This is a genomic window from Cysteiniphilum halobium (assembly GCF_003574425.1).
GTDB classification, from domain to species: Bacteria; Pseudomonadota; Gammaproteobacteria; order Francisellales; family Francisellaceae; genus Caedibacter; species Caedibacter halobius.
The window spans coordinates 108,040-129,321 of the sequence record NZ_KZ984540.1; the positions used below are offsets into that span (position 1 = coordinate 108,040).

Annotated in this window: 18 protein-coding genes and 1 tRNA gene; 7 read left to right on the plus strand and 12 right to left on the minus strand. The window is 39.5% G+C overall.

Annotated features, from left to right (window positions below):
• Nucleotides 1-42: 42 nt before the first annotated feature.
• Nucleotides 43-1,284, minus strand: coding sequence for a Bcr/CflA family efflux MFS transporter (locus DNK85_RS00815; RefSeq protein WP_162896447.1), 1,242 nt, complete (start codon nucleotides 1,282-1,284; stop codon nucleotides 43-45).
• 246 nt (nucleotides 1,285-1,530) lie between these two features.
• Complete coding sequence (locus tag DNK85_RS00820; RefSeq protein ID WP_119327689.1) at nucleotides 1,531-2,337, minus strand: ProQ/FINO family protein; 807 nt, start codon at nucleotides 2,335-2,337, stop codon at nucleotides 1,531-1,533.
• Nucleotides 2,338-2,580: 243 nt separating this feature from the next.
• Between DNK85_RS00820 and DNK85_RS00825 the strand changes: the two genes are divergently transcribed.
• From DNK85_RS00825 to DNK85_RS00855, 7 genes are all read left to right on the plus strand, one after another.
• Nucleotides 2,581-2,657 (plus strand) — tRNA-Met (locus DNK85_RS00825).
• 131 nt (nucleotides 2,658-2,788) lie between these two features.
• A complete protein-coding gene (locus tag DNK85_RS00830) occupies nucleotides 2,789-3,139 on the plus strand; it encodes an ArsC/Spx/MgsR family protein (RefSeq protein ID WP_119327690.1) in 351 nt (116 codons plus the stop codon).
• Between the two features lie 98 nt (nucleotides 3,140-3,237).
• Nucleotides 3,238-4,356 carry a tRNA guanosine(34) transglycosylase Tgt gene (gene tgt / locus DNK85_RS00835; protein WP_119327691.1) on the plus strand — a complete coding sequence of 373 codons (1,119 nt, stop codon included), beginning with the start codon at nucleotides 3,238-3,240 and terminating at the stop codon, nucleotides 4,354-4,356.
• A gap of 91 nt (nucleotides 4,357-4,447) precedes the next feature.
• A complete protein-coding gene (gene cysS / locus DNK85_RS00840) occupies nucleotides 4,448-5,836 on the plus strand; it encodes a cysteine--tRNA ligase (protein ID WP_456236541.1) in 1,389 nt (462 codons plus the stop codon).
• Nucleotides 5,837-5,842: 6 nt separating this feature from the next.
• A complete protein-coding gene (prmB, locus tag DNK85_RS00845; RefSeq protein ID WP_119327693.1) occupies nucleotides 5,843-6,802 on the plus strand; it encodes a 50S ribosomal protein L3 N(5)-glutamine methyltransferase in 960 nt (319 codons plus the stop codon).
• Nucleotides 6,792-7,853 carry a chorismate synthase gene (gene aroC / locus DNK85_RS00850; protein ID WP_119327694.1) on the plus strand — a complete coding sequence of 354 codons (1,062 nt, stop codon included), beginning with the start codon at nucleotides 6,792-6,794 and terminating at the stop codon, nucleotides 7,851-7,853. The genes prmB and aroC overlap by 11 nt, the downstream gene beginning before the upstream one ends.
• Before the next feature lie 309 nt (nucleotides 7,854-8,162).
• Nucleotides 8,163-9,560, plus strand: coding sequence for an MATE family efflux transporter (locus DNK85_RS00855; protein ID WP_119327695.1), 1,398 nt, complete (start codon nucleotides 8,163-8,165; stop codon nucleotides 9,558-9,560).
• Here the strand turns inward: DNK85_RS00855 and mnmE are convergent.
• From mnmE to DNK85_RS00905, 10 genes are all read right to left on the minus strand, one after another.
• Nucleotides 9,535-10,884, minus strand: a complete 1,350-nt coding sequence (gene mnmE / locus DNK85_RS00860; protein ID WP_119327729.1) for a tRNA uridine-5-carboxymethylaminomethyl(34) synthesis GTPase MnmE — start codon at nucleotides 10,882-10,884, stop codon at nucleotides 9,535-9,537. The two genes, DNK85_RS00855 and mnmE, sit on opposite strands and share 26 nt — an antisense overlap.
• A 162-nt stretch (nucleotides 10,885-11,046) precedes the next feature.
• The gene (gene dusB / locus DNK85_RS00865) at nucleotides 11,047-12,012 is read right to left on the minus strand and encodes a tRNA dihydrouridine synthase DusB (protein ID WP_119327696.1); all 966 of its coding nucleotides are present in this window, start codon (nucleotides 12,010-12,012) and stop codon (nucleotides 11,047-11,049) included.
• Between the two features lie 6 nt (nucleotides 12,013-12,018).
• A complete protein-coding gene (prmA, locus tag DNK85_RS00870) occupies nucleotides 12,019-12,912 on the minus strand; it encodes a 50S ribosomal protein L11 methyltransferase (protein ID WP_119327697.1) in 894 nt (297 codons plus the stop codon).
• Between the two features lie 3 nt (nucleotides 12,913-12,915).
• Nucleotides 12,916-14,265: an acetyl-CoA carboxylase biotin carboxylase subunit gene (gene accC, locus DNK85_RS00875; RefSeq protein ID WP_119327698.1), complete on the minus strand. Its 1,350-nt coding sequence runs from the start codon at nucleotides 14,263-14,265 to the stop codon at nucleotides 12,916-12,918.
• Between the two features lie 48 nt (nucleotides 14,266-14,313).
• A complete protein-coding gene (accB, locus tag DNK85_RS00880; protein ID WP_119327699.1) occupies nucleotides 14,314-14,793 on the minus strand; it encodes an acetyl-CoA carboxylase biotin carboxyl carrier protein in 480 nt (159 codons plus the stop codon).
• Nucleotides 14,794-14,930: 137 nt separating this feature from the next.
• Nucleotides 14,931-15,377, minus strand: a complete 447-nt coding sequence (gene aroQ / locus DNK85_RS00885; protein WP_119327700.1) for a type II 3-dehydroquinate dehydratase — start codon at nucleotides 15,375-15,377, stop codon at nucleotides 14,931-14,933.
• The gene (locus DNK85_RS00890) at nucleotides 15,378-16,208 is read right to left on the minus strand and encodes a symmetrical bis(5'-nucleosyl)-tetraphosphatase (protein ID WP_119327701.1); all 831 of its coding nucleotides are present in this window, start codon (nucleotides 16,206-16,208) and stop codon (nucleotides 15,378-15,380) included.
• Nucleotides 16,209-16,988, minus strand: a complete 780-nt coding sequence (gene rsmA, locus DNK85_RS00895; protein ID WP_119327702.1) for a 16S rRNA (adenine(1518)-N(6)/adenine(1519)-N(6))-dimethyltransferase RsmA — start codon at nucleotides 16,986-16,988, stop codon at nucleotides 16,209-16,211.
• 24 nt (nucleotides 16,989-17,012) lie between these two features.
• Nucleotides 17,013-18,389 (minus strand): peptidylprolyl isomerase, encoded by a 1,377-nt coding sequence (locus DNK85_RS00900; RefSeq protein WP_119327703.1) that lies wholly within the window; start codon nucleotides 18,387-18,389, stop codon nucleotides 17,013-17,015.
• 241 nt (nucleotides 18,390-18,630) lie between these two features.
• Entirely contained in the window at nucleotides 18,631-21,246 is a 2,616-nt protein-coding gene (locus DNK85_RS00905) for an LPS-assembly protein LptD (protein WP_119327704.1), read from the minus strand.
• Between the last annotated feature and the right edge of the window lie 36 nt (nucleotides 21,247-21,282).

Here is a 21,282-nt window from a genome sequence, read left to right on the forward strand (position 1 = left end):
CTTTTGCTTGTCAAGTCTATGCGTTGAGAATGTAGAGAATTATTAAGCACAGGCTGTTTTATGCAGTGAAATCCTATATTGCTTAAAAGTAAGGATGCTCAAAAGCATTAGAGCGACAAATGACATCACAAAAATAATCAGTGCATAACCAATAATTTCAGCAGGGATGATGGCGGCAACTGAGCTTACTAGGAACAATCCAGACATTTGCAAGAATCCATAAACAGCATTAGCAGCGCCTGCTTTGTGACTAAAGAAGGAAAGGGCAACACCAACAACGGTGGGACCTACTATACTGCTGCCCATAGCATAAAGTGTCACACAAGTGATTAGCATCCTCTGGTGCGCAAATCCCAATGTCGAACTTATAAGTAATATAGTGCTGGCTAATACCATTAAAGATAATCCCTGAAAGAGTGTTTTTATTACGCCAAACTTCTTAAGCGAAATTATTGACATATATAAGCGAGCAATGAAGGAGCAGCCAATGATCGCAATAGACAGAAAGCCAAAACTCTGTGGACTCATACCATATTTATTAATGAGGATAAAAGGTCCCACAGTGTAAAAGCTTACAATTCCAGAAAAACCAGCAATCATGCAAAGAGTGTATATGACAAAAGGAGCATGCTTTAACACTTCAAGATAGTTTGTTAGCAAATGTCTAGGTATTAAGGCATTCATATTTCTTTTATGTGGCGGGTGAGTTTCTGGCATAAGTGTGGCAATAATTAAAGCTATTATTGCGACGAGTATAAACATCATTAGAAAACTGACACGCCAATTAAAGTAGGTTTCAATTAAGCCACCAAGTACTGGTGCACCCGCTGGAGCTAACATATAAAAGAGACTTAGCCAGCCAATGATATGAATAAACTTATCCTTGCTTACCGCATCTTGAACGATGACTCGGGATAATGACAGCAAAGCACCTGTCCCTATCCCTTGAATGATTCGACCAATAATAAGTGTGTAAATATTCCAAGAAAACATGCAGATTAAGCTGCCAATTAGATATATACCTGCGCCAATAAAAATGATTTTCTTGCGTCCAAATTTGTCAGAAGCTGGTCCATAAAAAAGTTGAGATAAGGCCAAAGCAATTAAAAATGCAGCAATTGTTATGCGTGCCATACTCGAGCTTGCAGATAACGCATGACTCATGCTTGGCAGGCTTGGGACATACATATCTGATGCCATAAAGTAGCTACAGCCAAGCAATACGCTAACAATGCTTAACAGTAAGATACTTGGCTTGCTAGTGTATACATTATCATTAGTCATAAATAAAGGCATAATAAATAGAACGTTTGTCCAATTTAGCATTTATTGATCAAGTGTTCAATCAAGTACAAGCAGAGGCTACAAAAAAGAAGGCAAGAAATTCTGTAAAATGGGTGAAATAGCTATCGCATTCTAAAAGTCATCAAAGTGTAGTGGCTAAACATATAGTACTTAGTAACTTTGACTGTCTTAAGTCAGTAGTAATGAAAGATTAAAATTGGAAGATGTATAAAAGAGAGAGAAACATTACGAATTCGTTTTTGCATCGTTAGTTTGAGCGTCAGCATCAGTTGTTTGGCTGTTGTTTTCAGTTTGTTCTAGCGCCTGCTTTTCTTGTTGTTCTTGCTGCTCTTGTTCACGTTTTTGTTGGTAATAGGTTTTAATATCAATACCTTGAGAACGTAAGTATGCTTTTTCAGCAATTTCATCTAAACGTTGTTTAGCATAGGCAATATGATCATCACTAAATGTCTCAACAGGTTTGCCATAAAGGTTAAAGCGTTGTTTGTGATCAAGGACTGAGCGTTGATAGCGAGTATCACCTACATAGCGCTTGATCACTTTTTTCAGAACATATGGATCGATGGGTGCAAAGTGTTCATTATAATAAATGACTTCAATATCGTCACTTATACCAATTTTTAAAGGGCGCTTATCACGCGGATTGAAGCATTTTGGAAAACGTGTACAAAGCCATTTAAATAGGCGTTGTTCTTCTTTATATAGTTCTTTTTGTAGATCGATTTCAATGATCAGTTCATCTTCTTGAACATCCGGCATATCTACAATTAGTTCTTCATGTTGTTTTTGGCCATATTGCGGCATACGAAACGGTGTGCGTGGCTGATTGACGCGCTCCTGTCTTGTCTGATGAGCTTGCTTGGTAGCGGTGTTTGGCCTATGGGTTGAGCTTGTTGTTTTTGTGTCACTTGTCTCATTGCGTTTTGCCGCATGTGCTTTACGTAAACGATCTGTTTTATCTTTGATGCTTTTACCACCGACCAATGATTTTAATAATGAAAAATCATTCAGTTTATTTCTACCATCAGACATCTAAAATGTTCCTACTTTGTGTTTACTCGTATTTCGTCTATACATTATTACAACAACATCTTTTAGATATGGAAGCAGTGATAAAACTGTTTGCCATTTAATCTTGCTGCAGCAATAAGGCGGACATTATAGACACAATCCCAGAAAAAATCAGCATCTATCAGCTACTTTTGCGGGTGTGGGATAAAAATAAAAAAAATCATTGACAACAAAACCAATCTTGCTAATATTCCTCCCTGTTGTGGCTACGTAGCTCAGTTGGTTAGAGCACAGCATTCATAATGCTGGGGTCACTGGTTCAAGTCCAGTCGTAGCTACCACTTTCAAAGCCTTATATGGCAAGTGTTTCAAGAGATTACACAAAATAATGTAATGGAAAAACTATTGTTGATCAAGCGATGGTAGTTTAGCATTGCGGTATTACAAATAAGTAAACTTTAGAATACAACATATGTATAAGCTATATCACAACCCCCGTTGCAGCAAATCGCGTGCGGCATTAGAATTTTTAACGCAAAATCATTATGAAATTGAGGTGATTGAATATCTCAATACCCCGTTATCTCAAGAAGATATCTTGCGCATTTTAGAGAAGTTAACCGTTGCTAAGCATGAAATTATTCGTCGTGGAGATGATGATTTCAAAGTTTTAAATATCAGTAACGTTGAAAAGCTCTCAGATGATGAGATTGTAAAAATTTTATTAAAAACGCCTAAATTAATGCAGCGTCCAATATTAGAGACGGAAACACAAGCGGTGATTGCGCGTCCTTTGGAAGATATGATCGTTATTTTAGAATAATCATCAAAAGCACGCAAAATACAAAGCAAAAAATTCTGTAAAATGAATTGTGATGGGTATACTATGAGCCCTTTATTGCTGATAGTGATAGCCATAATATGAAATTTACTTTATTAAAAAAAAGTGCCAAGGCGCGCCGCGGCACCTTGACGTTTGATCGTGGGCAGGTGCAAACACCTGCATTTATGCCGGTAGGAACGTATGGTGCGGTTAAATCTTTATCTCCTGAAGATGTTAAAGCAACTGGTGCTGAAATATTACTTGGCAATACTTTCCACTTATGGCTGCGCCCGGGTACCGAGATTGTCAAAATGCATGGTGATTTGCATGATTTTATGCAGTGGCAAGGACCGATATTAACTGACTCTGGTGGCTTTCAGGTGTTTAGCTTAGGGGCGCTTAGAAAGCTTACCGAAGAGGGTGTCACTTTTCGCTCACCTTTAGATGGCGCTAAAGTGTTTTTAGATCCTGAGATCTCAATGCAGATTCAGCGTGATCTAGGATCTGATATCGTGATGTGCTTTGATGAATGTACACCATATCCAGCAACAGAGCTTGAAACAAAGGCGTCAATGGAGTTATCAATGCGTTGGGCATTAAGAAGTAAAGTAGCCCATGCGGATAATCCATCAGCTTTATTTGGTATTATTCAAGGTGGAATGTATGAGCATTTACGTGATCAATCCTTAAAAGCCTTAACGGATATTGGCTTTGACGGTTATGCGATTGGTGGATTGTCAGTTGGTGAGCCAAAGCCTGATATGATTCGTATTTTAGATCATACAGCACATCAGATGCCTGAAGATAAGCCGCGCTATTTAATGGGTGTTGGTAAGCCACAAGATTTAGTGGAAGGAGTGCGCCGAGGGGTGGATATGTTTGATTGTGTCATGCCATCAAGAAACGCCAGAAATGGGCATTTGTTTGTGAAAAGCGGTGTTATCCGTATTCGTAACAGTCAATATAAAACAGATACCTCACCTTTGGATGAAAGTTGCGACTGTTATACTTGTAAAAATTTCTCAAGAAGTTATCTGCATCATTTAGATAAAACCAAAGAGAGCCTGGGTGCGCGTTTAAATACGATTCATAATATTACTTACTATCAGCGCTTGATGAAGAATATCCGTAACGCGCTAGATGAAGACCGTTTTGAGGATTTTGTGCAAGAATTTTATAATGATATCGGTCAGCAGACGCCAGAGCTTAAAGCATAAAATGATACAATTGTGAATTGTGTATTTCAACCTTGCTAAGGCGATGGTAACATAAGCTTATTATAACCATGCCAATGCAAGATTCATGAGTATCTATCTATACAATTCATTATCTGGAAAAAAAGAGCTTTTTCAGCCGATTAGCCCACAAAAATTAAAAATATATGTCTGTGGTATGACGGTTTATGATGATTGTCATATTGGACATGCACGTACGCAGATCGCCTTTGATGTCATCGTGCGTTATTTTCGCTTTTGTCATTATGATGTGACTTATGTGCGTAATATCACCGATATTGATGACAAGATTATTAAGCGCGCGAATGAAAATGGTGAGCCAACTGATGCACTTGTTGAGCGCACGATCAAAAGTATGTATGACGACTTAGATCGTTTAAATATTTTAAGGCCTGACTTTGACCCGCGCGCAACACAAACGATCTTTGAGATGTGTAAGATGATTGAAAAGCTTATTGACAAAGGATTTGCTTACGCACCGGGCAATGGCGATGTTTATTATCGCGTTGAAGCATTTAAAGACTATGGCAAATTAAGTAAGCAGAGTTTGGAGCATTTGCGTGTTGGTGCACGGATCGAAAGTAATGAACAAAAAGAAAACCCCTTAGATTTTGTGTTGTGGAAAGCTGCCAAAGCCGGTGAGCCCAGTTGGGATTCACCATGGGGGCAAGGTCGCCCCGGTTGGCATATTGAATGCTCAGCGATGTCTAAAAAGCTCTTGGGGGAGAATTTTGATATTCATGCGGGCGGCTCAGATTTGCGTTTCCCACATCATGAGAATGAAATCGCACAATCAGAAGCAGCTAATGGTTGCAGTTTTGCCAATTACTGGCTGCATTCTGGTATGGTACAAGTTGATGATGAGAAGATGTCAAAGTCATTGAATAACTTCTTCACGATCAAAGAGGTGCTTGCCGAGTATCACCCTGAAGTGGTGCGCTTCTTTTTAATTTCTGGGCAATATCGCAGTGAAATCAATTACTCTAAAGAGAATTTAGATCAGGCAAAAGCAGCAATTGAGCGCTTATACACGGCATTGCGTGGTATTGAAATCACTGACAATACTAGAGAAATAGTTGAAGCAGAGCAATATGTTAATGACTTTAAACAAGCAATGAATAATGACTTTAATACACCAGAAGCTTTGCCAGTATTATTCGCTATTGCCAAAGAAATCAATAAATATCGTACGAGTGATCAGCAAAAGGCAGCAGGCTTTGCTAAGTTATTGTTGGTGTTAGCCTCGGTGTTGGGCATATTGCACTGTAAAGCTGATGATTATTTCCACTATACAAAATCTGGTGAGCTAACTGCTGAAGACATTAAAGCGTTAATATTTGAAAGATTAGAGGCGAAACGTGAGAAAAATTATGCAAAAGCAGATGCGATAAGAGAGCAATTACACAATAGTGGTGTTATTCTTGAAGATGTTGGCACTGGGACAACTTGGAAAAGGAGTTAAGGTTAAATGAGTGATATATTTGGTGGGGATGTTAATGTCGACGCATTGGCGCAGGATTTGCATACAATCCGTGATTATTTGCGCTGGGCGACATCTCGTTTTTTAGAAGCCGAGCTTTTTTATGGGCATGGCACTGACTCGGCGTGGGATGAGGCAGTGCACTTAGTGTTGCAAGGACTTTACTTACCACTGGATATTGATAATCGCATTTTAGATGCGCGATTAACGCATCTTGAGCGTCAGAAAGTAATTAAATGGGTTTATAGACGTGTGGTTGATCGTGTGCCATTGCCATATCTTACAAAAACGGCATGGTTTGCTGGAATGAAGTTCTATGTTGATCAACGGGTTATCGTGCCACGCTCGCCAATTGGTGAGCTAATTCGTAATGAGTTTGAGCCATGGGTGAATCATAACAAGGTGCACCGAGTGCTAGATTTATGTACTGGAAGTGGCTGTATTGGTATTGCGACAGCACATGTGTTCCCTGACGCGGAAGTGGTGTTAAGTGATATCTCAGAAGATGCTTTAGAGGTGGCTAAGCGCAATATCAAACAACATGATATGGAACAGCGTGTCACTGCTGTACAGTCAGACTTATTTGCAAGTTTAACAGGGCAAAAATTTGATTTGATTATATCCAACCCGCCGTATGTTGATATGAATGATTTAGCTTCGATGCCACAAGAATATTTAAAAGAGCCAGCATTAGCATTAGGCTCAGGTGACGATGGCTTGGATATTACGCGTAAAATCTTAGTTGAAGCACTTGATTATCTGAATGAAGGTGGTGTGTTGATCGTAGAGGTTGGCAATAGCCAATATGCCTTGCAAGAAGCCTTTCAAAGTGTGCCATTCACATGGCTTAACTTTGAAGATGGAGGAGACGGAGTGTTCTTATTGACCTATGATGAGCTTGTGAATTATCGATCCGTGTTTACAAAGGGATATCAAGATGCCAGGTAATACATTTGGAACTTTATTTAAGGTCACCACCTTTGGTGAGAGTCATGGTTTAGCCTTAGGTGCGATTGTCGATGGCTGCCCACCAGGACTTGAGTTGAGTGAGGAGGATCTTCAAGTAGATTTAGATCGGCGTAAACCTGGGCAATCAAAGTTTACAACACAGCGACGCGAGCCTGATCAAGTAAAGATTCTATCAGGCGTATTTGAAGGCAAAACAACGGGTACCCCCATAGGTTTAGTGATTGAGAACACGGATCAGAAATCCAAAGACTATGGAGAGATCAAAGATCAGTTTCGTCCAGGACATGCTGATTTTACCTATTTTCATAAATATGGTATTCGCGATTATCGTGGTGGTGGACGCTCATCAGCGCGAGAAACGGCGATGCGTGTGGCAGCAGGAGCGATTGCCAAAAAGATATTAAAAGAGAAGTTTAATAGTGAGATTTTTGGCTATGTTTCACAAATTGGCGATATTGAGCTTGAGCTTAAAGATCAAAGTGCTATTGCGCAAAATCCTTTTTTCTGTGCTGAACCTGAAAAGATTCCACAGCTTGAGGAGTTGATGCAGTCCATTCGCAAACAAGGGGATTCTATTGGTGCCAAGGTTAACGTTGTTGCGCGCAATATACCTATTGGACTGGGTGAGCCGGTATTTGATCGCTTAGATGCTGATATTGCCAAAGCATTAATGAGTATTAATGCGGTTAAAGCGGTTGCAATTGGTGATGGCTTTGATGTTGTTAAGCAAAAAGGGAGTGAGCATCGCGATGAATACATTAAAGACCAAGGCTTTTTAACTAATCACGCAGGTGGCATTTTAGGCGGGATTTCCTCAGGACAGGATATCTTGGCGAGCATTGCCTTTAAACCCACTTCAAGTATTTTGGTGCCTGGTCGCTCAATTGATGTTCATGGCGCTCAATGTGAAGTCATTACCAAAGGGCGACATGACCCCTGTGTTGGCATCCGTGGTGTGCCAATTGCTGAAGCGATGTTGGCAATCGTACTTGTTGATCACTATCTACAACATAAAGCACAGAATTTGTAGTTGATTCAATTCGCTAGTGCTATTACGCAGCTGCTATCCTTGCATTATACTTAGCATTGAATACAATAGCATCGTTAAAGTGTCCGTGCTCCCTCAACATAAAGGATGTTATTAAGATGAACAATGTGGCTTAGTCTAGATATTTGATGATTATCAAATACATCTAAATTATGGCAGCGATTTCATGTTTTGCCTACACCGCTTGTGAACAATGAGCAGTATGTTAGTAACTTAGTGTCTTCTTGGTAGCATGAGCTAGCTATATTTTTCAGAACAATTAATATTTTTACTTAAGGTTACTACGACACCATGGAGCAATCTAATACACCTCTGAATCAACTAATTAAAAAGACTTTACAAGTCAGTTTTTCTGTTGGTATGACACGCTTTGTGCAAATGCTAACAGTCTTTATTGGCATGATCATGGTAGCCCGCTTAGGCTGTAAAGCGTTAGCAGCAAGTGCTTATATTACTTCTATTCAGGGGGTAATCTTTATGATGGGTGCATCCCTTATTACCGCTGTTGGTATAATGGCAGCTCAAGGCTTTGGTGCAAAGAATATTGAGCTGTGTGCCAAAAGCTTTAGAAATGGCTTAGCACTTGCATTCGCTTTAAGCATTGTTGTGGTTCTCATATTGTTGAATGTTAATCATTTATTATTTGCTCTTGGGCAGCCAAAAGCAGTCGTAGAGATTGCACAGCAATATTTCAACGCATATGTTTTTGCAGCCCCTATTTTTATGTTTGTGATTGTGATGCAACAATTTGTGATTGCTGTAGATCGCAAGCGATTAGTCGTTATCATGAGTTTCCTGGGGTTGTTTATTATACCTTTGTTATCTTATTGCATGATCTTTGGAAAGCTTGGTTTCCCGCATTTTGGAATACAAGGTCTTGCTTTTGCATATACTGCTTGGGCAGTTATCTGTTTGTCGATATATATTTTCTACATTGTGACAAACAGCTACTTTAAAAAGTATGCATTATTTTCACCTTCTAAAGGTCATGGTTTTTTTGAGTTACAGTTTATCAAAAAGCTTTTAAATATTGGCCTTCCAATCGCGCTACAGTCAGTAAGTGATCTATTGAGTTTTCTTGCTTTAACGATCATTGTGGGTTGGTTAGGAAGCACCGACTTAGCAGTTCAGCAAATTGTTAATCAATACTTCTTACTATTAGTACTACCCATTCTGTCATTATCCCAAACAAGCTCTATTTTATTATCACAAGCCTATGGCGCTAAAAATAAAGCGGATATTTCACGTTATGCTAATGTGATTTTATGTATTGGGTTATTATTTTCTTCGATCATTATGCTTTTGTTTATACTATTGCCGCATCAATTAATTGTTCTTTATGCCGGATATAATCATGGGTTTAATCCAAAGCTTTTGAGTTTGGCCACGATGATTCTAATCTTAACGGGTTCAAGGATTTGGCTAGACACCATTATCGAAATAAAAATTGGTAGTTTAAGAGGTATTTTAGATGTGCGTTTTCCAATGTTGCTTAGCATTATTATGGCCTGGTTGATTGGTATTCCTTTGGCTTATGTTTTTTGCTTTAGCTTTAACTGGGGATTGATTGGTATAACTATTGCAGGGATCATATCAATGCTTATTTCTGCAATTATTTTATCTTTACGTTGGCGGTATCAATCAAATGCTGTAGTGTTTGAGTCTACTTCCCAATACAAAAACTACTGAATATCTCACCTAACAGATCATCTGCGCTAAACTCCCCAGTAATCGATGAAAGTTGCTTTTGTGCAAGATTTAACTCTTCTGCTAATAGTTCACCATCTTTATGTGTTAAGTGACTAAAAGCCATCGCTAGATGATTTTTTGCTTTTGTTAAGGCATTAATATGACGTTTTCTCGCGGTAAAGACGCCTTCAGTTGTTTGTTCATAACCAATTGCTTTAAGCAGATAATCGCGTAATTTATTGATGCCAATATCATGCTTAGCCGAGATATAGAGGTGATTGTCGTGATTTTCGCTGTTGATATTACTTAAATCCACTTTATTGTAAATATAGGTAATTGGAATATGTGATGGAATATGCGTGAAAAACTCAGGAGCAAGCTCCGTGATCTTTTTATCCTTGGTGTCATTAATATCAGCGACCAAGAGAATATGATCAGCCTTTTTAATTGCCTCTAGCGCGCGTCTTACACCTTCGGTCTCAATCACATCATCACTAACTCTCAATCCTGCAGTATCGATAATATGTACAGGTATGCCATTGATCTGAATATATTCGCGTAAGGTGTCGCGTGTTGTGCCTTCAATATCGGTAACAATGGCACTTTCCTTACCAGCTAATGCATTTAGAAGGCTTGATTTTCCCGCATTTGGTTTGCCTGCAATAACGATCTCAACGCCTTCGCGTAATAGTGCGCCTTGTTTGGAGTTATGCAGTACTAAGTCAACATTCTTTTGTACATGTAATAACTGTGTTTTGATATGTTCATCAGCCAAAAAGTCGATTTCTTCCTCAGGAAAGTCAATCGCTGCTTCAACATGAATACGTAGATGGATTAAAGATTCAACCAAGGTATCAATATGCTGAGAAAAGTCTCCTTGTAATGAGCGCATCGCTGATTTAGCAGCTTGCTCAGATGAAGCGTCAATCATATCGGCAATGGCTTCAGCTTGGGCTAAATCAATTTTGTCATTGAGATAGGCGCGCTCAGTAAACTCACCGGGTTTGGCAAGACGCGCTCCATGTTCAATAACTGCTTGCAAGATAAGGTTTAGCACCACAGGACCACCATGGGCCTGCAGTTCAACAACATCCTCTCCCGTATAGGAGTTTGGTGCTTTGAAATATAATGCAATGCCTTGATCCAGTGTTTCATTATTTGTGTTTTTAAATGGTAAAAAATGGGCGTGTCTTGCTTTAAGTGGCGTTTGTGTTATCTTGTGGGCAATTGCATAGGCATCTTTACCGGAAATACGAATAATGCCCACGCCACCCTTTCCAGGTGCTGTGGCAATTGCGGCAATTGTGTCAGAATTGATAAGCATTTTAACTTTAGGTGAGTAATGCAAATTATAAGGGTTAGGATAGCGGATTTTATACCGCTCGGAAATCATTTTCGGCATCAACTAAATCTTTACCGCACCCTGAGCAAAGTCGAAGGGTGATATAGAGACGACAAATGGCTTTGACTGGCGCTTAGTCAACGTTTAGGCTAAAAGATCGTTGGCTAAAAAATTAAGCTGAGCTTCAGGGGTTGTTAATTTATTAAAGTATTGGCGTTCTTTTGTCAGATCAAACGTTGTGACTTGCTCAAAATACCAAGTAAGGTGCTTGCGCGCAAAACGCACACCCATGTAATCACCATAAAAAGCATGCATGGCTTTAACATGCTCGATGATGGTACGAAGTTTTTGTGTGAAGTTAGGTGTTTGTTGATAGCTACCAGTGTGCAAAAAATCATTGATTTGTTGAAATAGCCAAGGGTTACCGTGTGCGCCTCTGCCAATCATCAGTGCATCAGCTTGGGTGTAATCAAGCACCTCTTTGGCTTTTTGAGGTGTGGTGATATCACCATTGGCAATGATGGGAATATTAATACGTTGTTTAATCTCAGCAATAAGATCGTACTCAGCATCACCGTTGTATTTCTGATCGCGCGTGCGTCCATGGATAGTAAGCGCTTGGATGCCAGCATCTTCTGCAATTTGCGCAATTTTTAAGGCATTTCTATTATCTTTACTCCACCCGGTACGAATTTTTAAGGTTACAGGTACGTCAACAGCGTTGACCACTGTATAAAGAATCTCATCAACCAGTTGCTCATTTTGCATCAACGCGGAACCTGCTAATTTATTGCAGACCTTCTTAGCAGGGCAACCCATATTGATATCAATAATATCAGCACCTTTCTCAACATTTAACACAGCTGATTCAGCAAGCATATCAGGATCACCGCCTGCAATTTGAATAATCTTGGGGGCAACTTCATCACTATGATCAATGCGACGTTGTGTTTTGGGTGTTTCATAAAGATGCGTATGTGACCAGACCATTTCTGAGACGACCCAACCGGCACCATATGCTTTACACAGCTTACGAAATGGTAAGTCAGTAACACCTGCCATCGGTGCCAGGAACAAAATGTTGTTTGAATTAAAGGCGCCAATTTTCATGCTTTATTATGACTTGCGAATGCCTGAAATTAATGTCCACTCATCCTTGAAAATCGGTTTGTTTAATTCAAAATACGGTGAGAATTCCTCAATAATATCATCCGCTTGCTCTTGTAAAATACCTGATAAAGCAAGCTTGCCATGAGGTCTAATAAAATCAGCGATAATTTCTTTAAGATCGATTAAGATACCTGCAAGAATATTGGCAATCAAAACATCCATTTTGAGTGACTTAGGCGCTTTATCGGGTAAATAGGCAGTAAAGTTGGCATTAATACCATTTTTCTCAGCATTAGCGTGTGTTGCTAGAATCGCTTGTGGATCATTGTCGATGGCAACGACGTCATGTGCGCCAAGTTTCTTGGCGGCAATGGCTAAAATACCTGAACCACAGCCTAAATCAATCACGCGATCTTTGGCAGCGATATTATGCTCAAGCCACGCTAGACATAATGCTGTGGTCTGATGTGTACCTGTACCAAAGGCAAGTCCTGGATCAAGAAGAATATTCACTTGATCATGAGTATGCATTTCTGGTGTGCACCAGCTTGGATAAATCCATAAACGATGTCCAAATTGCATGGGTTTAAAATCATCCATCCATGTGCGTGTCCAATCTTGATCAGCAAACTCACGTGTTTGAATATTGCCAATAACGTTAGCCTTTAATGCACTTTCATCAAGTGACGCAGCAATGTCAGATAGCTGATATTCTTCAGTAAAGAGTGCAACCAAAACCACCTCATCCCATAAAGGATTTTCACCTGCTTTGGGTTCAAGAATAGGTTGGTCTTTTGCATCTTGATAGGTTACAGAGCAGGCGCCTTGTGCTAGGAGATAGTCTTCTAATGCTTCAAGATTAGCTTTAAGGCAGGTAAGGGATAGCTCTTTCCACAACATATCTTATGCTTTATCATGTGCTAACATTTTTTCAAGATAATGGATATTGGTGCCACCGTTTTGGAAGTCACGTTCACCAAGAATCTTATGATGTAGTGGAATATTCGTCTTAATACCGCTGATAATCATCTCTTCAAGTGCACTTTGCATGCGTTGAATAGCAATATCACGTGTGCGCGCATGGACAATCACTTTAGCAATCATTGAGTCATAATTAGGTGGTACAAAATATTGAGAGTAGATATGTGAGTCAACACGCACACCAGGGCCGCCTGGTGCATGATAGATCTCAATCTTACCGGGGCAAGGCATCATTTTCTCAGGATCTTCAGCGTTAATTCGGCATTCAATGGCATGACCTATAATTTTGATATCTTCTTGTTTAAATGTCAGGGTGCCACCTGAAGCAATGCGTATTTGCTCTTTGATTAAATCAATATTAGTAATCGATTCAGTCACTGGATGTTCAACTTGAATACGCGTGTTCATCTCGATAAAGTAAAACTCGCCATTTTCATATAAGAATTCAAAAGTTCCAGCACCACGGTATTTAAGCATTTCACAGGCATCAACACAGCGTTTGCCAATCTCGGCACGCTGCGCATCAGTAAGACCTACAGCAGGGGCTTCTTCAATAACTTTTTGGTGGCGGCGCTGTGTTGAGCAGTCACGTTCAAACAAGTGAATTGCATTACCTTCACCATCACCAAAGACTTGAATCTCAATATGACGTGGGTTCTCAAGGAATTTCTCCATATAAACCATGTCATTATTGAAAGCCATTTTCGCTTCAGCTTGTGTCATTTCAATAAACTTTAATAAATCTTCTTTTTTGCGTACGACACGCATACCACGACCGCCACCGCCGCCGGCTGCTTTGATCATGATTGGATAGCCTATGTCATCAGCCATCGCAAGGTTTTTTTGCGGATCTTTGCTAATAGGGCCATTGGAGCCTGGTACACAAGGAACACCTGCTTCTTTCATTGCTTTAATCGCAGCTACTTTGTCTCCCATGACACGAATGCTTTCTGCCCTAGGGCCAACAAATATAAAGCCGCTTGATTCAACTGCATCGGCAAAGTCAGCATTTTCTGATAAAAATCCGTATCCTGGATGAATTGCATCAGCACCTGAAACTTCAGCGGCAGCGATAATTGCAGGGATATGTAAATAGCTGTGTGCTGGACTTGCCGGACCAATACAAATAGTTTCATCAGCAAGTTTCACGTGCATCAAATCGCGATCAACTGTCGAATGAACGGCAACGGTTTTAATGCCTAGTTCACGGCATGCACGAAGGATTCTTAGTGCAATTTCACCACGATTTGCAATCAAGAGTTTTTTAATCATATTAAACCTGTTTAAAACTGTTTTTGTTTCTATCAATAAGTGATTGATCTAACCAATAATAAAAAGTGGCTGATCGTATTCAACGGGTGAACCATCCTCAACAAGAATCTTAAGTACCGTGCCAGAGTGATCTGCTTCGATTTGGTTCATGATTTTCATTGCTTCAATAATGCATAGTGTATCACCTGCTTTGACTGCTTGGCCTTCGCTTACGAAAGCAGCAGCACCTGGTGAAGGCGATTGATAGAAGGTGCCTACCATTGGAGATTTCACTTGTTTGCCTTGTGGTAGGCTGTCAGCAGGTTTTTCTGCAGGAGTAGCTTGTTGAATTTGTGACTCAACAGCAGCAGGCTGTTGTGGCATAGCAGCGGGGGCGTGATGAATAAATTGCTGAGGGGATAAAGCGTGGACTGGCTGCGGCTGACTACCGGTGATGCGAATAGATGTTTCGCCTTCTTTGATTTCAATTTCGTTAACATTTGACTTTTCAATCAATGCAATCAGTTGTTCAATCTTTTGAATATCCATCTGTTTTAATTAACCTTTGTTTAGATTTAACTATTATTTAACTCATTCCAACCAGACATTGTTGCGGCAAATGATCGAAATGTCACGCGTTGTTTTTGCTTTTTAGGCTTGCTCCATACTTTAAAGTTTGTAAACTGCTATATGCAGTTGTGTTGACAGTAATCAATTGCCGCATGCATTGCTAGTTCATAGCTTGTAGCGCCCATTCCTGAAATAATGCCGTAAGCAATATCAGATAGGTAAGAATGGTGGCGGAAAAGCTCGCGTTTGGCAGGGTTTGATAGGTGAGTTTCAATAAAAGGAATGTTGATGGCGAGTAACGCATCACGGATGGCGACACTGGTGTGTGTATAAGCAGCAGGATTAATGATAATAAAATCATAATTACCTTGGGCTTGTTGTAATTGATCAACAATTGTGCCTTCGTGGTTTGACTGAAAACAGCTGCAGTACATTTTTTTAGACTCGGCAAGTTCAATAAGTTTGTTATTTACGCTATCCAATGTTGCAGTGCCGTAAATGTCTGTCTCACGTTGACCTAGTAAGTTAAGGTTAGGTCCATGAATAACTAGTATTTTTGCCATTTATTCAATCTCCTTTATTAAACTAATCGCATTGACCTGATGAATTTCTTGTGTATCAATACAGTATGCACTTAATTTGCCTCCCCAAACACAGCCTGTGTCAATCGCAATGCAGCGCGGGTTGTTGCTTACACCATTAAGTGCTGCCCAGTGTCCAAAGATAAGTGTGTATTTAGCGTCAATTTTGGCATTTGGAATATTAAACCATGCATCAAGATGATTAGGTTTGTTTTTGAGTTCACCTTTAAAAGAGAAGTCCAAGCGACCCTCTTGATCACATAAACGCATGCGCGTGAAATAATTTGCAATACAGCGCCAACGGTTAATAGACTCTAAATCATCTTGCCAAAGATCAGGCTCATTACCAAATAGGTTACTCATAAAAAGCTGAAAGCACATATCAGTTTGTAGCACAAACTCTAGCTCCAATCCCAAACGCTTGGCTTTTTTAAGTGACCAGATTGGTGCAATGCCTGCGTGAGTGATTAAGTGCTTTTTATGACTGTAAAGAAAGTGTTGTTGACGTAACCATTTGAGCAGTTCATTTTTATCTTCTGCCGCTAAAATGGGACCAAGTGTATCTTTCTTAGTGGTTGTTAAATAACCATAAGCTATGGCAAGAAGATACAAATCGTGATTACCCAATACTACTTTGGCAGATTTGCCTAAAGACTTAACAAAACGTAAGACCTCAAGCGATTGTGGTCCACGATTAACAAGATCACCTGTAAAAATGAGCTTATCTTTGTCTGGGTTGAACTGTATTTTATCAATTAATTGCATCAATTCGGCGTAGCAACCTTGAACATCGCCAATGACATAACTTGCCATTTATACTGCTTCTCCTATGTGATTACTGAGTTTAACAAAATCTGCCACGCTTAGATTCTCAGGGCGCAGGTTCAAGTCAACAGGTAAATTCTCCAGTTCATTGGCAGGAACAAGTTCCTTGAGATTATTGCGCAAGGTTTTGCGCCTCATCTGAAAAGCTTGTTTAACAACCTTAGCAAAAAGCGTGTAATCTTCAGCGATAAATGGCAATTCGCTATAAGGTGTTAAGCGAAGAATGCGTGACTCCACTTTGGGTTTTGGATGAAATGCAGTTGCCGGAACGGTGAATAATGCTTCACATTTAAAGTGGTATTGCAGCATGATGCTTAACCGACCATAATTCTTTTCAGAGGGAGGAGCAGCAACACGGTCAACTACCTCTTTTTGTAGCATAAAATGCATATCTTTAAAAAGATGTGCATACTTGATTAAATGAAAAAGAATGGGCGAAGAGATATTGTATGGCAAGTTGCCAATGAGCTTTATTTTATTGCCGTGGTAAAAGGTGTTAAAATCAACCGTTAAGACATCTTGCTGACAAATAGAAAGCTTACCATACATTGCACAAGCGGCTGTTAATGGTAGGATAATATCTTCATCAAGTTCGACAACATGGATGGCTTGGGTAATTTTGAGAATGTGGCGCGTTAATGCACCAAGACCAGGGCCAATCTCGATGACATCATCATCTGCTTTTATTCCAGATTGATGAACAATATTGGCAATAATGCTTTCATCCTGTAAAAAATTTTGCCCTAAAGACTTTTTGGCTTTGTGCATTGTATGTCTCTTGTGTTTATGTTTTTATGCCTCTGGAAGATTCAAGTTTTGATCAACAATTTCAACATAAGCACTATCGCGCAATGATAACATCCAGGTTTTCAAAGCTTGTTGCGCGTTCTCATTAAACAAGGCCATCATTGCTTGTTCTTTTTGATAATTGGCAGTGTCGTCTTGTTTACGTTTTGCAAGCACTTCAATGATTTGCCAATTATTATTTACTTTGAAAGGTGTACTTACTTTGTTTAGCTTAGCCGCTTTAATTGCTTGTGCTAATGCTGGCGGTTGGCTATTTAAGCTAATCCATCCCATGTCACCGCCATTATCGGCGTTATCAGGTGCATCAGAATTTGCTTTGGCAAGATCGCTAAAGGATTGACCATTATCAAGTGCAGTTAGAATGCGCATCAATTTGGCTTTAGCATCACTATCCGTCACAACAGGAGAAGTGTTAATAACGATTTGCTGAACGTGATATTGCTCAATGAAATGTTTGGCACTCTCAGGTGTCTTACTATCTGCAAGTTTAATGATTTGAACGCTGCCATTGGCAATAAATGGTGCACTAATTTGTCCATTTTGTAGGCTTTCAACTTCATTTTGATAGATGCTAGGCAATGCGTTGATAGTTTTCCAATCCAATGAACCACCACTACTGGCATTGCCAGCTTGCGAGTATTTTTTAGCAGCATCAGCAAACGTTATTTTCTTATCTTTAATGGATTGAATAATTTCCTTGGCATGTGTGATTACTTTCTGTTGATCTTCAATTGTAGGGTTATCAGGTAATGATAAAACGATATTGTTAACTAAATACTCAGTTTGGTTATCACTAAAATGCTTTTTGATGTATTTATCAACCTCAGTTGGTGAAATATAGACTTTCCCTGCAACTGCGCGCTGTTGTAGTTTGTTAATGATTAGCTGCTCTTTTACTGTTTTATAATACGTGCTGTAGTCTAAATTTGATGCTTTAAGTTTCTGCTTTAGTTGTGCCAATGTGATCCCGTTTTGCGCCGTTACTTTGGCAATCGAGTTGTTGACTTCATCATCTGAAACAGTAATACCTTGGCGTTTTGCCATTTGTAGTGCAATTGTTTGGTTGATCAGTTGTTGCAAGACTTGACGTTGCAATGTCAGGTCATCTGGTATTTGTGCGTTGGGATTGCTATCAAGCTGTGCTTTGGTCTTAGCCACTTCAATATTTAATTGGTCTAATGTAATCGCTTGATTATTAACGATAGCGACAATTTCATTAATCAAGTGTTTACCTTTGATCGCCGTACCTTGCGTATGCGTAGATTCAGGCTTTTGCAACAGGGCAGGAGGTGTGTCAGCAAATACTAAAGAGCTAAGTATAAGTGTGCTGGCAAGGGCTGTAAATTTAGTGCGTAAGTGCATGAAAAAGTCAATCAAAGCTTAGTAATATTGAGCATTATATACCTATAGTTATACCCATCACAAACCATTTTACACTATTTCTGCTATTGAATTGTTAGCACTTTTGAGTGATTGAATTTTGTTAATAGTTCTAGCTATTATCTGCACTTCAATCACTCAAAATCATCAAAAACTTCTTCAGCGATTAAGCACTGCAAAATGATTTACGATGGGTATAGGTGTTGAATAGTTTTTCTCAGCGTTAGTTAAAACCACCATTTGGTGTATAACCTGGAATCATGGTCAGACGCTGGTCAAGTGAGCTTTCACTGCTACCACCTAAACCTTTTAATTCAAATTGGACGATAAAAGCATTAGTCAATGGCCCTGTGATATTGGTTGGATTATTTGGGTCACTTGATGAATTGACATAACGTTGTGCCAACAAACGTACAGCCCAGCTACAAGCATCGTATTGAATGCCGGCAAACATATTCGTCGTGTGCCTTGAATTAAATGCGTAGCTCCAAAGACCTGTGACTGACCAGTGCGGTGTCAGGCGCCAAATGCTTGAGAAGGTAACTTGCGATAATGGGTCAGGCAATGTGCCAGCTTGAATTTGTGCAGGTGTTAACGCTGCGTAGTTATTTCTAATGTTCTGATAAGCCACATTAAAGATGTGATTATTGTCAGGCATGTATTGGACTTGATAAGTTTGTGAATCGACATTGTTGTTCTGTGGATTATAAGTAGCTGAGGTCATCAGCTGCCAGTGTGGCAAAAAGCGATAGTTAAAAAATGCTGCAATATCAGAGGTAGTGCTATCATGAAAAGGTACATATGAATTAACACAATCAGCATTGGTACCAGAACACAGCGAAACTTTACGATCTGCAAAGTAAAGAATTTGCCCAATGCCGGCATTTAGCACGTTTATGCCAGTGTCTTGATCATTGACTGAAGTTTCAAGGGCATAAGAGATTTGATTGGCATTGTTAATGCGATCAACCCCAGTAAAGGTATTTGTCTGGAATAAAGAGGCATAACTAAAATTATTTAATGACGTATCAAATAGCGGAATATTACTTTGATTTTGATAAGGTATGTATGTGTAGAATAGCCTTGGTTCTAGCGTTTGTGTGTAATTATGATTGTTAAAACTAAATTTGCGATCAAAATATAAGCCTGTATCAATATTGATAATAGGCAAGCTTCTTATGATGCTTTGCTCAGGGTACTGATTTTGGCTAAATCCTGTGGTGCTTGCAGCACTTCTGTTTTGCAAGAAGTATGCCGTTTCAGACAGGGTAATTGATGGCGTGAAAAACCCCCAGCTTTTCTGCAAAGGGAAGCTTACTTTAGGGGCGCTATAATAACGCTGACCACCAACCTGTGATACGCCATTTAAGCCAGGCTTTGCAAAATAAGTAAACTGGTTGTCCCAGTTAAAGTCCATATGGGGAAAAAGCCCAGGATAGGCAGCATTGGCATTGATTTGTGGCAAGGTTGAATAAGGTCGGTTCGCCAGAAACATCGTATCATCAATGACATCATAGGATTGTACGGTAGTATTAAAAGTCCAATGTGGATCGTTGTAGCTCACAGAGGCTTGGCGATCAAGCAAGGTTTGCGTTGAAAGGCCAATATTATCACTATCAAAATCATTATAGAAATTTTTATCACCAATATATTGGTAGTTGATGTGGCTTGACCAGTTTCTGCCGTATTGACCATTGTCAGTAAAAGAAAGCGCCTTGCGATCAGTATTATTACGTCTATCATGTGGCATATATTGCACATCAAGATTACCATTTTGTGTTTCAGTCAGATAACGGAAGTTGCCATCAAGCAAGATGCCACGATGGTTATAAATAGTTGGTGTTAACAATAAATCATAGTTAGGGGCCATATTCCAGTAAAAAGGTGTGGATAAATAGTAGCCTGAGTTGTTATTATAACCTGCTGTTGGATACAAGAACCCTGTTCGTCGATGGTTATCAATTGGGAACGTCATATAGGGCCAGTACAAAATGGGCACATCTTTGACATAAAACAATGTGTTATAAGCAGTACCTAATCCGGATTTTCGATCTAAGTCAATGGTTGTAGCACCTAGCATCCAGTCATTACCATACGGACTGTCTGTAGCATAAGTTGCTTTTTTTAGGGTGTAATTGGTCTTGCTGTTTTGAATGATTTTATTGGCATGACCATGGGCATACCCTGTGAAATTATCAGCTTTATTATTAACCTCATCAGCGGTTAAATTAGCCATTGAGCCACCAGGTTTTTGGCGAACTCGAATCAAATAATAGGTGTCATTAAGTGTTGCTGTATTGCTACTGATGTTCGCTTGTCCTTGTGAACCAATAGCAAGCTGTCCCGGTTGACTTAAATTAACATTGCCGGTTAAATCAATTTGATCAATCTTTTTGTCTTTATTTTGTTTTAAAACAGCTTTATCAGCAGCAAGATATTGATTGCCTTTGTTGACTTCAACAGCGCCCTCGGCAGTGATTGTGCCGCTACGCGCGTATTGATATTGCTGAGCATTAATTTTGGCTTCATTTGAAGGATTTTTATTAATTGGTGCTTGATAATAATAGCCACCGCAAATATTATTGGGATCATTGGTCGGTACCCAGCCCAAAGCATCTGCAATAATTTGTTTTTTCTCTTTTGGCAATACCCCTTTTTTGAATAAATCAGCATTGGTGTTATTGATTTCAACACATTTCCACGTGTCGCCTTTGGCGCTACATTGCCATGATTTTTGCAAAGGATTTTCAATCGTGATTTTGCTAAGGCTAATACCCGGAATAGCGCAAAGCATTGCCAAAGGCAAAATTTTTCGGTGCAGATTTGTTCTTTTTTTCATTGAATAAATAGTATCCTTTTGCCTATTTGCTAGGAA

Bases quoted from the DNA above. Each gene is read 5' to 3' on its own strand.
- DNK85_RS00815 (WP_162896447.1), bottom strand. From the start codon at position 1,284: ATGACTAATGATAATGTATACACTAGCAAGCCAAGTATCTTACTGTTA.
- DNK85_RS00820 (WP_119327689.1), bottom strand. From the start codon at position 2,337: ATGTCTGATGGTAGAAATAAACTGAATGATTTTTCATTATTAAAATCA.
- DNK85_RS00830 (WP_119327690.1), top strand. From the start codon at position 2,789: ATGTATAAGCTATATCACAACCCCCGTTGCAGCAAATCGCGTGCGGCA.
- tgt (WP_119327691.1), top strand. From the start codon at position 3,238: ATGAAATTTACTTTATTAAAAAAAAGTGCCAAGGCGCGCCGCGGCACC.
- prmB (WP_119327693.1), top strand. From the start codon at position 5,843: ATGAGTGATATATTTGGTGGGGATGTTAATGTCGACGCATTGGCGCAG.
- aroC (WP_119327694.1), top strand. From the start codon at position 6,792: ATGCCAGGTAATACATTTGGAACTTTATTTAAGGTCACCACCTTTGGT.
- DNK85_RS00855 (WP_119327695.1), top strand. From the start codon at position 8,163: ATGGAGCAATCTAATACACCTCTGAATCAACTAATTAAAAAGACTTTA.
- mnmE (WP_119327729.1), bottom strand. From the start codon at position 10,884: ATGCTTATCAATTCTGACACAATTGCCGCAATTGCCACAGCACCTGGA.
- dusB (WP_119327696.1), bottom strand. From the start codon at position 12,012: ATGAAAATTGGCGCCTTTAATTCAAACAACATTTTGTTCCTGGCACCG.
- prmA (WP_119327697.1), bottom strand. From the start codon at position 12,912: ATGTTGTGGAAAGAGCTATCCCTTACCTGCCTTAAAGCTAATCTTGAA.
- accC (WP_119327698.1), bottom strand. From the start codon at position 14,265: ATGATTAAAAAACTCTTGATTGCAAATCGTGGTGAAATTGCACTAAGA.
- accB (WP_119327699.1), bottom strand. From the start codon at position 14,793: ATGGATATTCAAAAGATTGAACAACTGATTGCATTGATTGAAAAGTCA.
- aroQ (WP_119327700.1), bottom strand. From the start codon at position 15,377: ATGGCAAAAATACTAGTTATTCATGGACCTAACCTTAACTTACTAGGT.
- DNK85_RS00890 (WP_119327701.1), bottom strand. From the start codon at position 16,208: ATGGCAAGTTATGTCATTGGCGATGTTCAAGGTTGCTACGCCGAATTG.
- rsmA (WP_119327702.1), bottom strand. From the start codon at position 16,988: ATGCACAAAGCCAAAAAGTCTTTAGGGCAAAATTTTTTACAGGATGAA.
- DNK85_RS00900 (WP_119327703.1), bottom strand. From the start codon at position 18,389: ATGCACTTACGCACTAAATTTACAGCCCTTGCCAGCACACTTATACTT.
- DNK85_RS00905 (WP_119327704.1), bottom strand. From the start codon at position 21,246: ATGAAAAAAAGAACAAATCTGCACCGAAAAATTTTGCCTTTGGCAATG.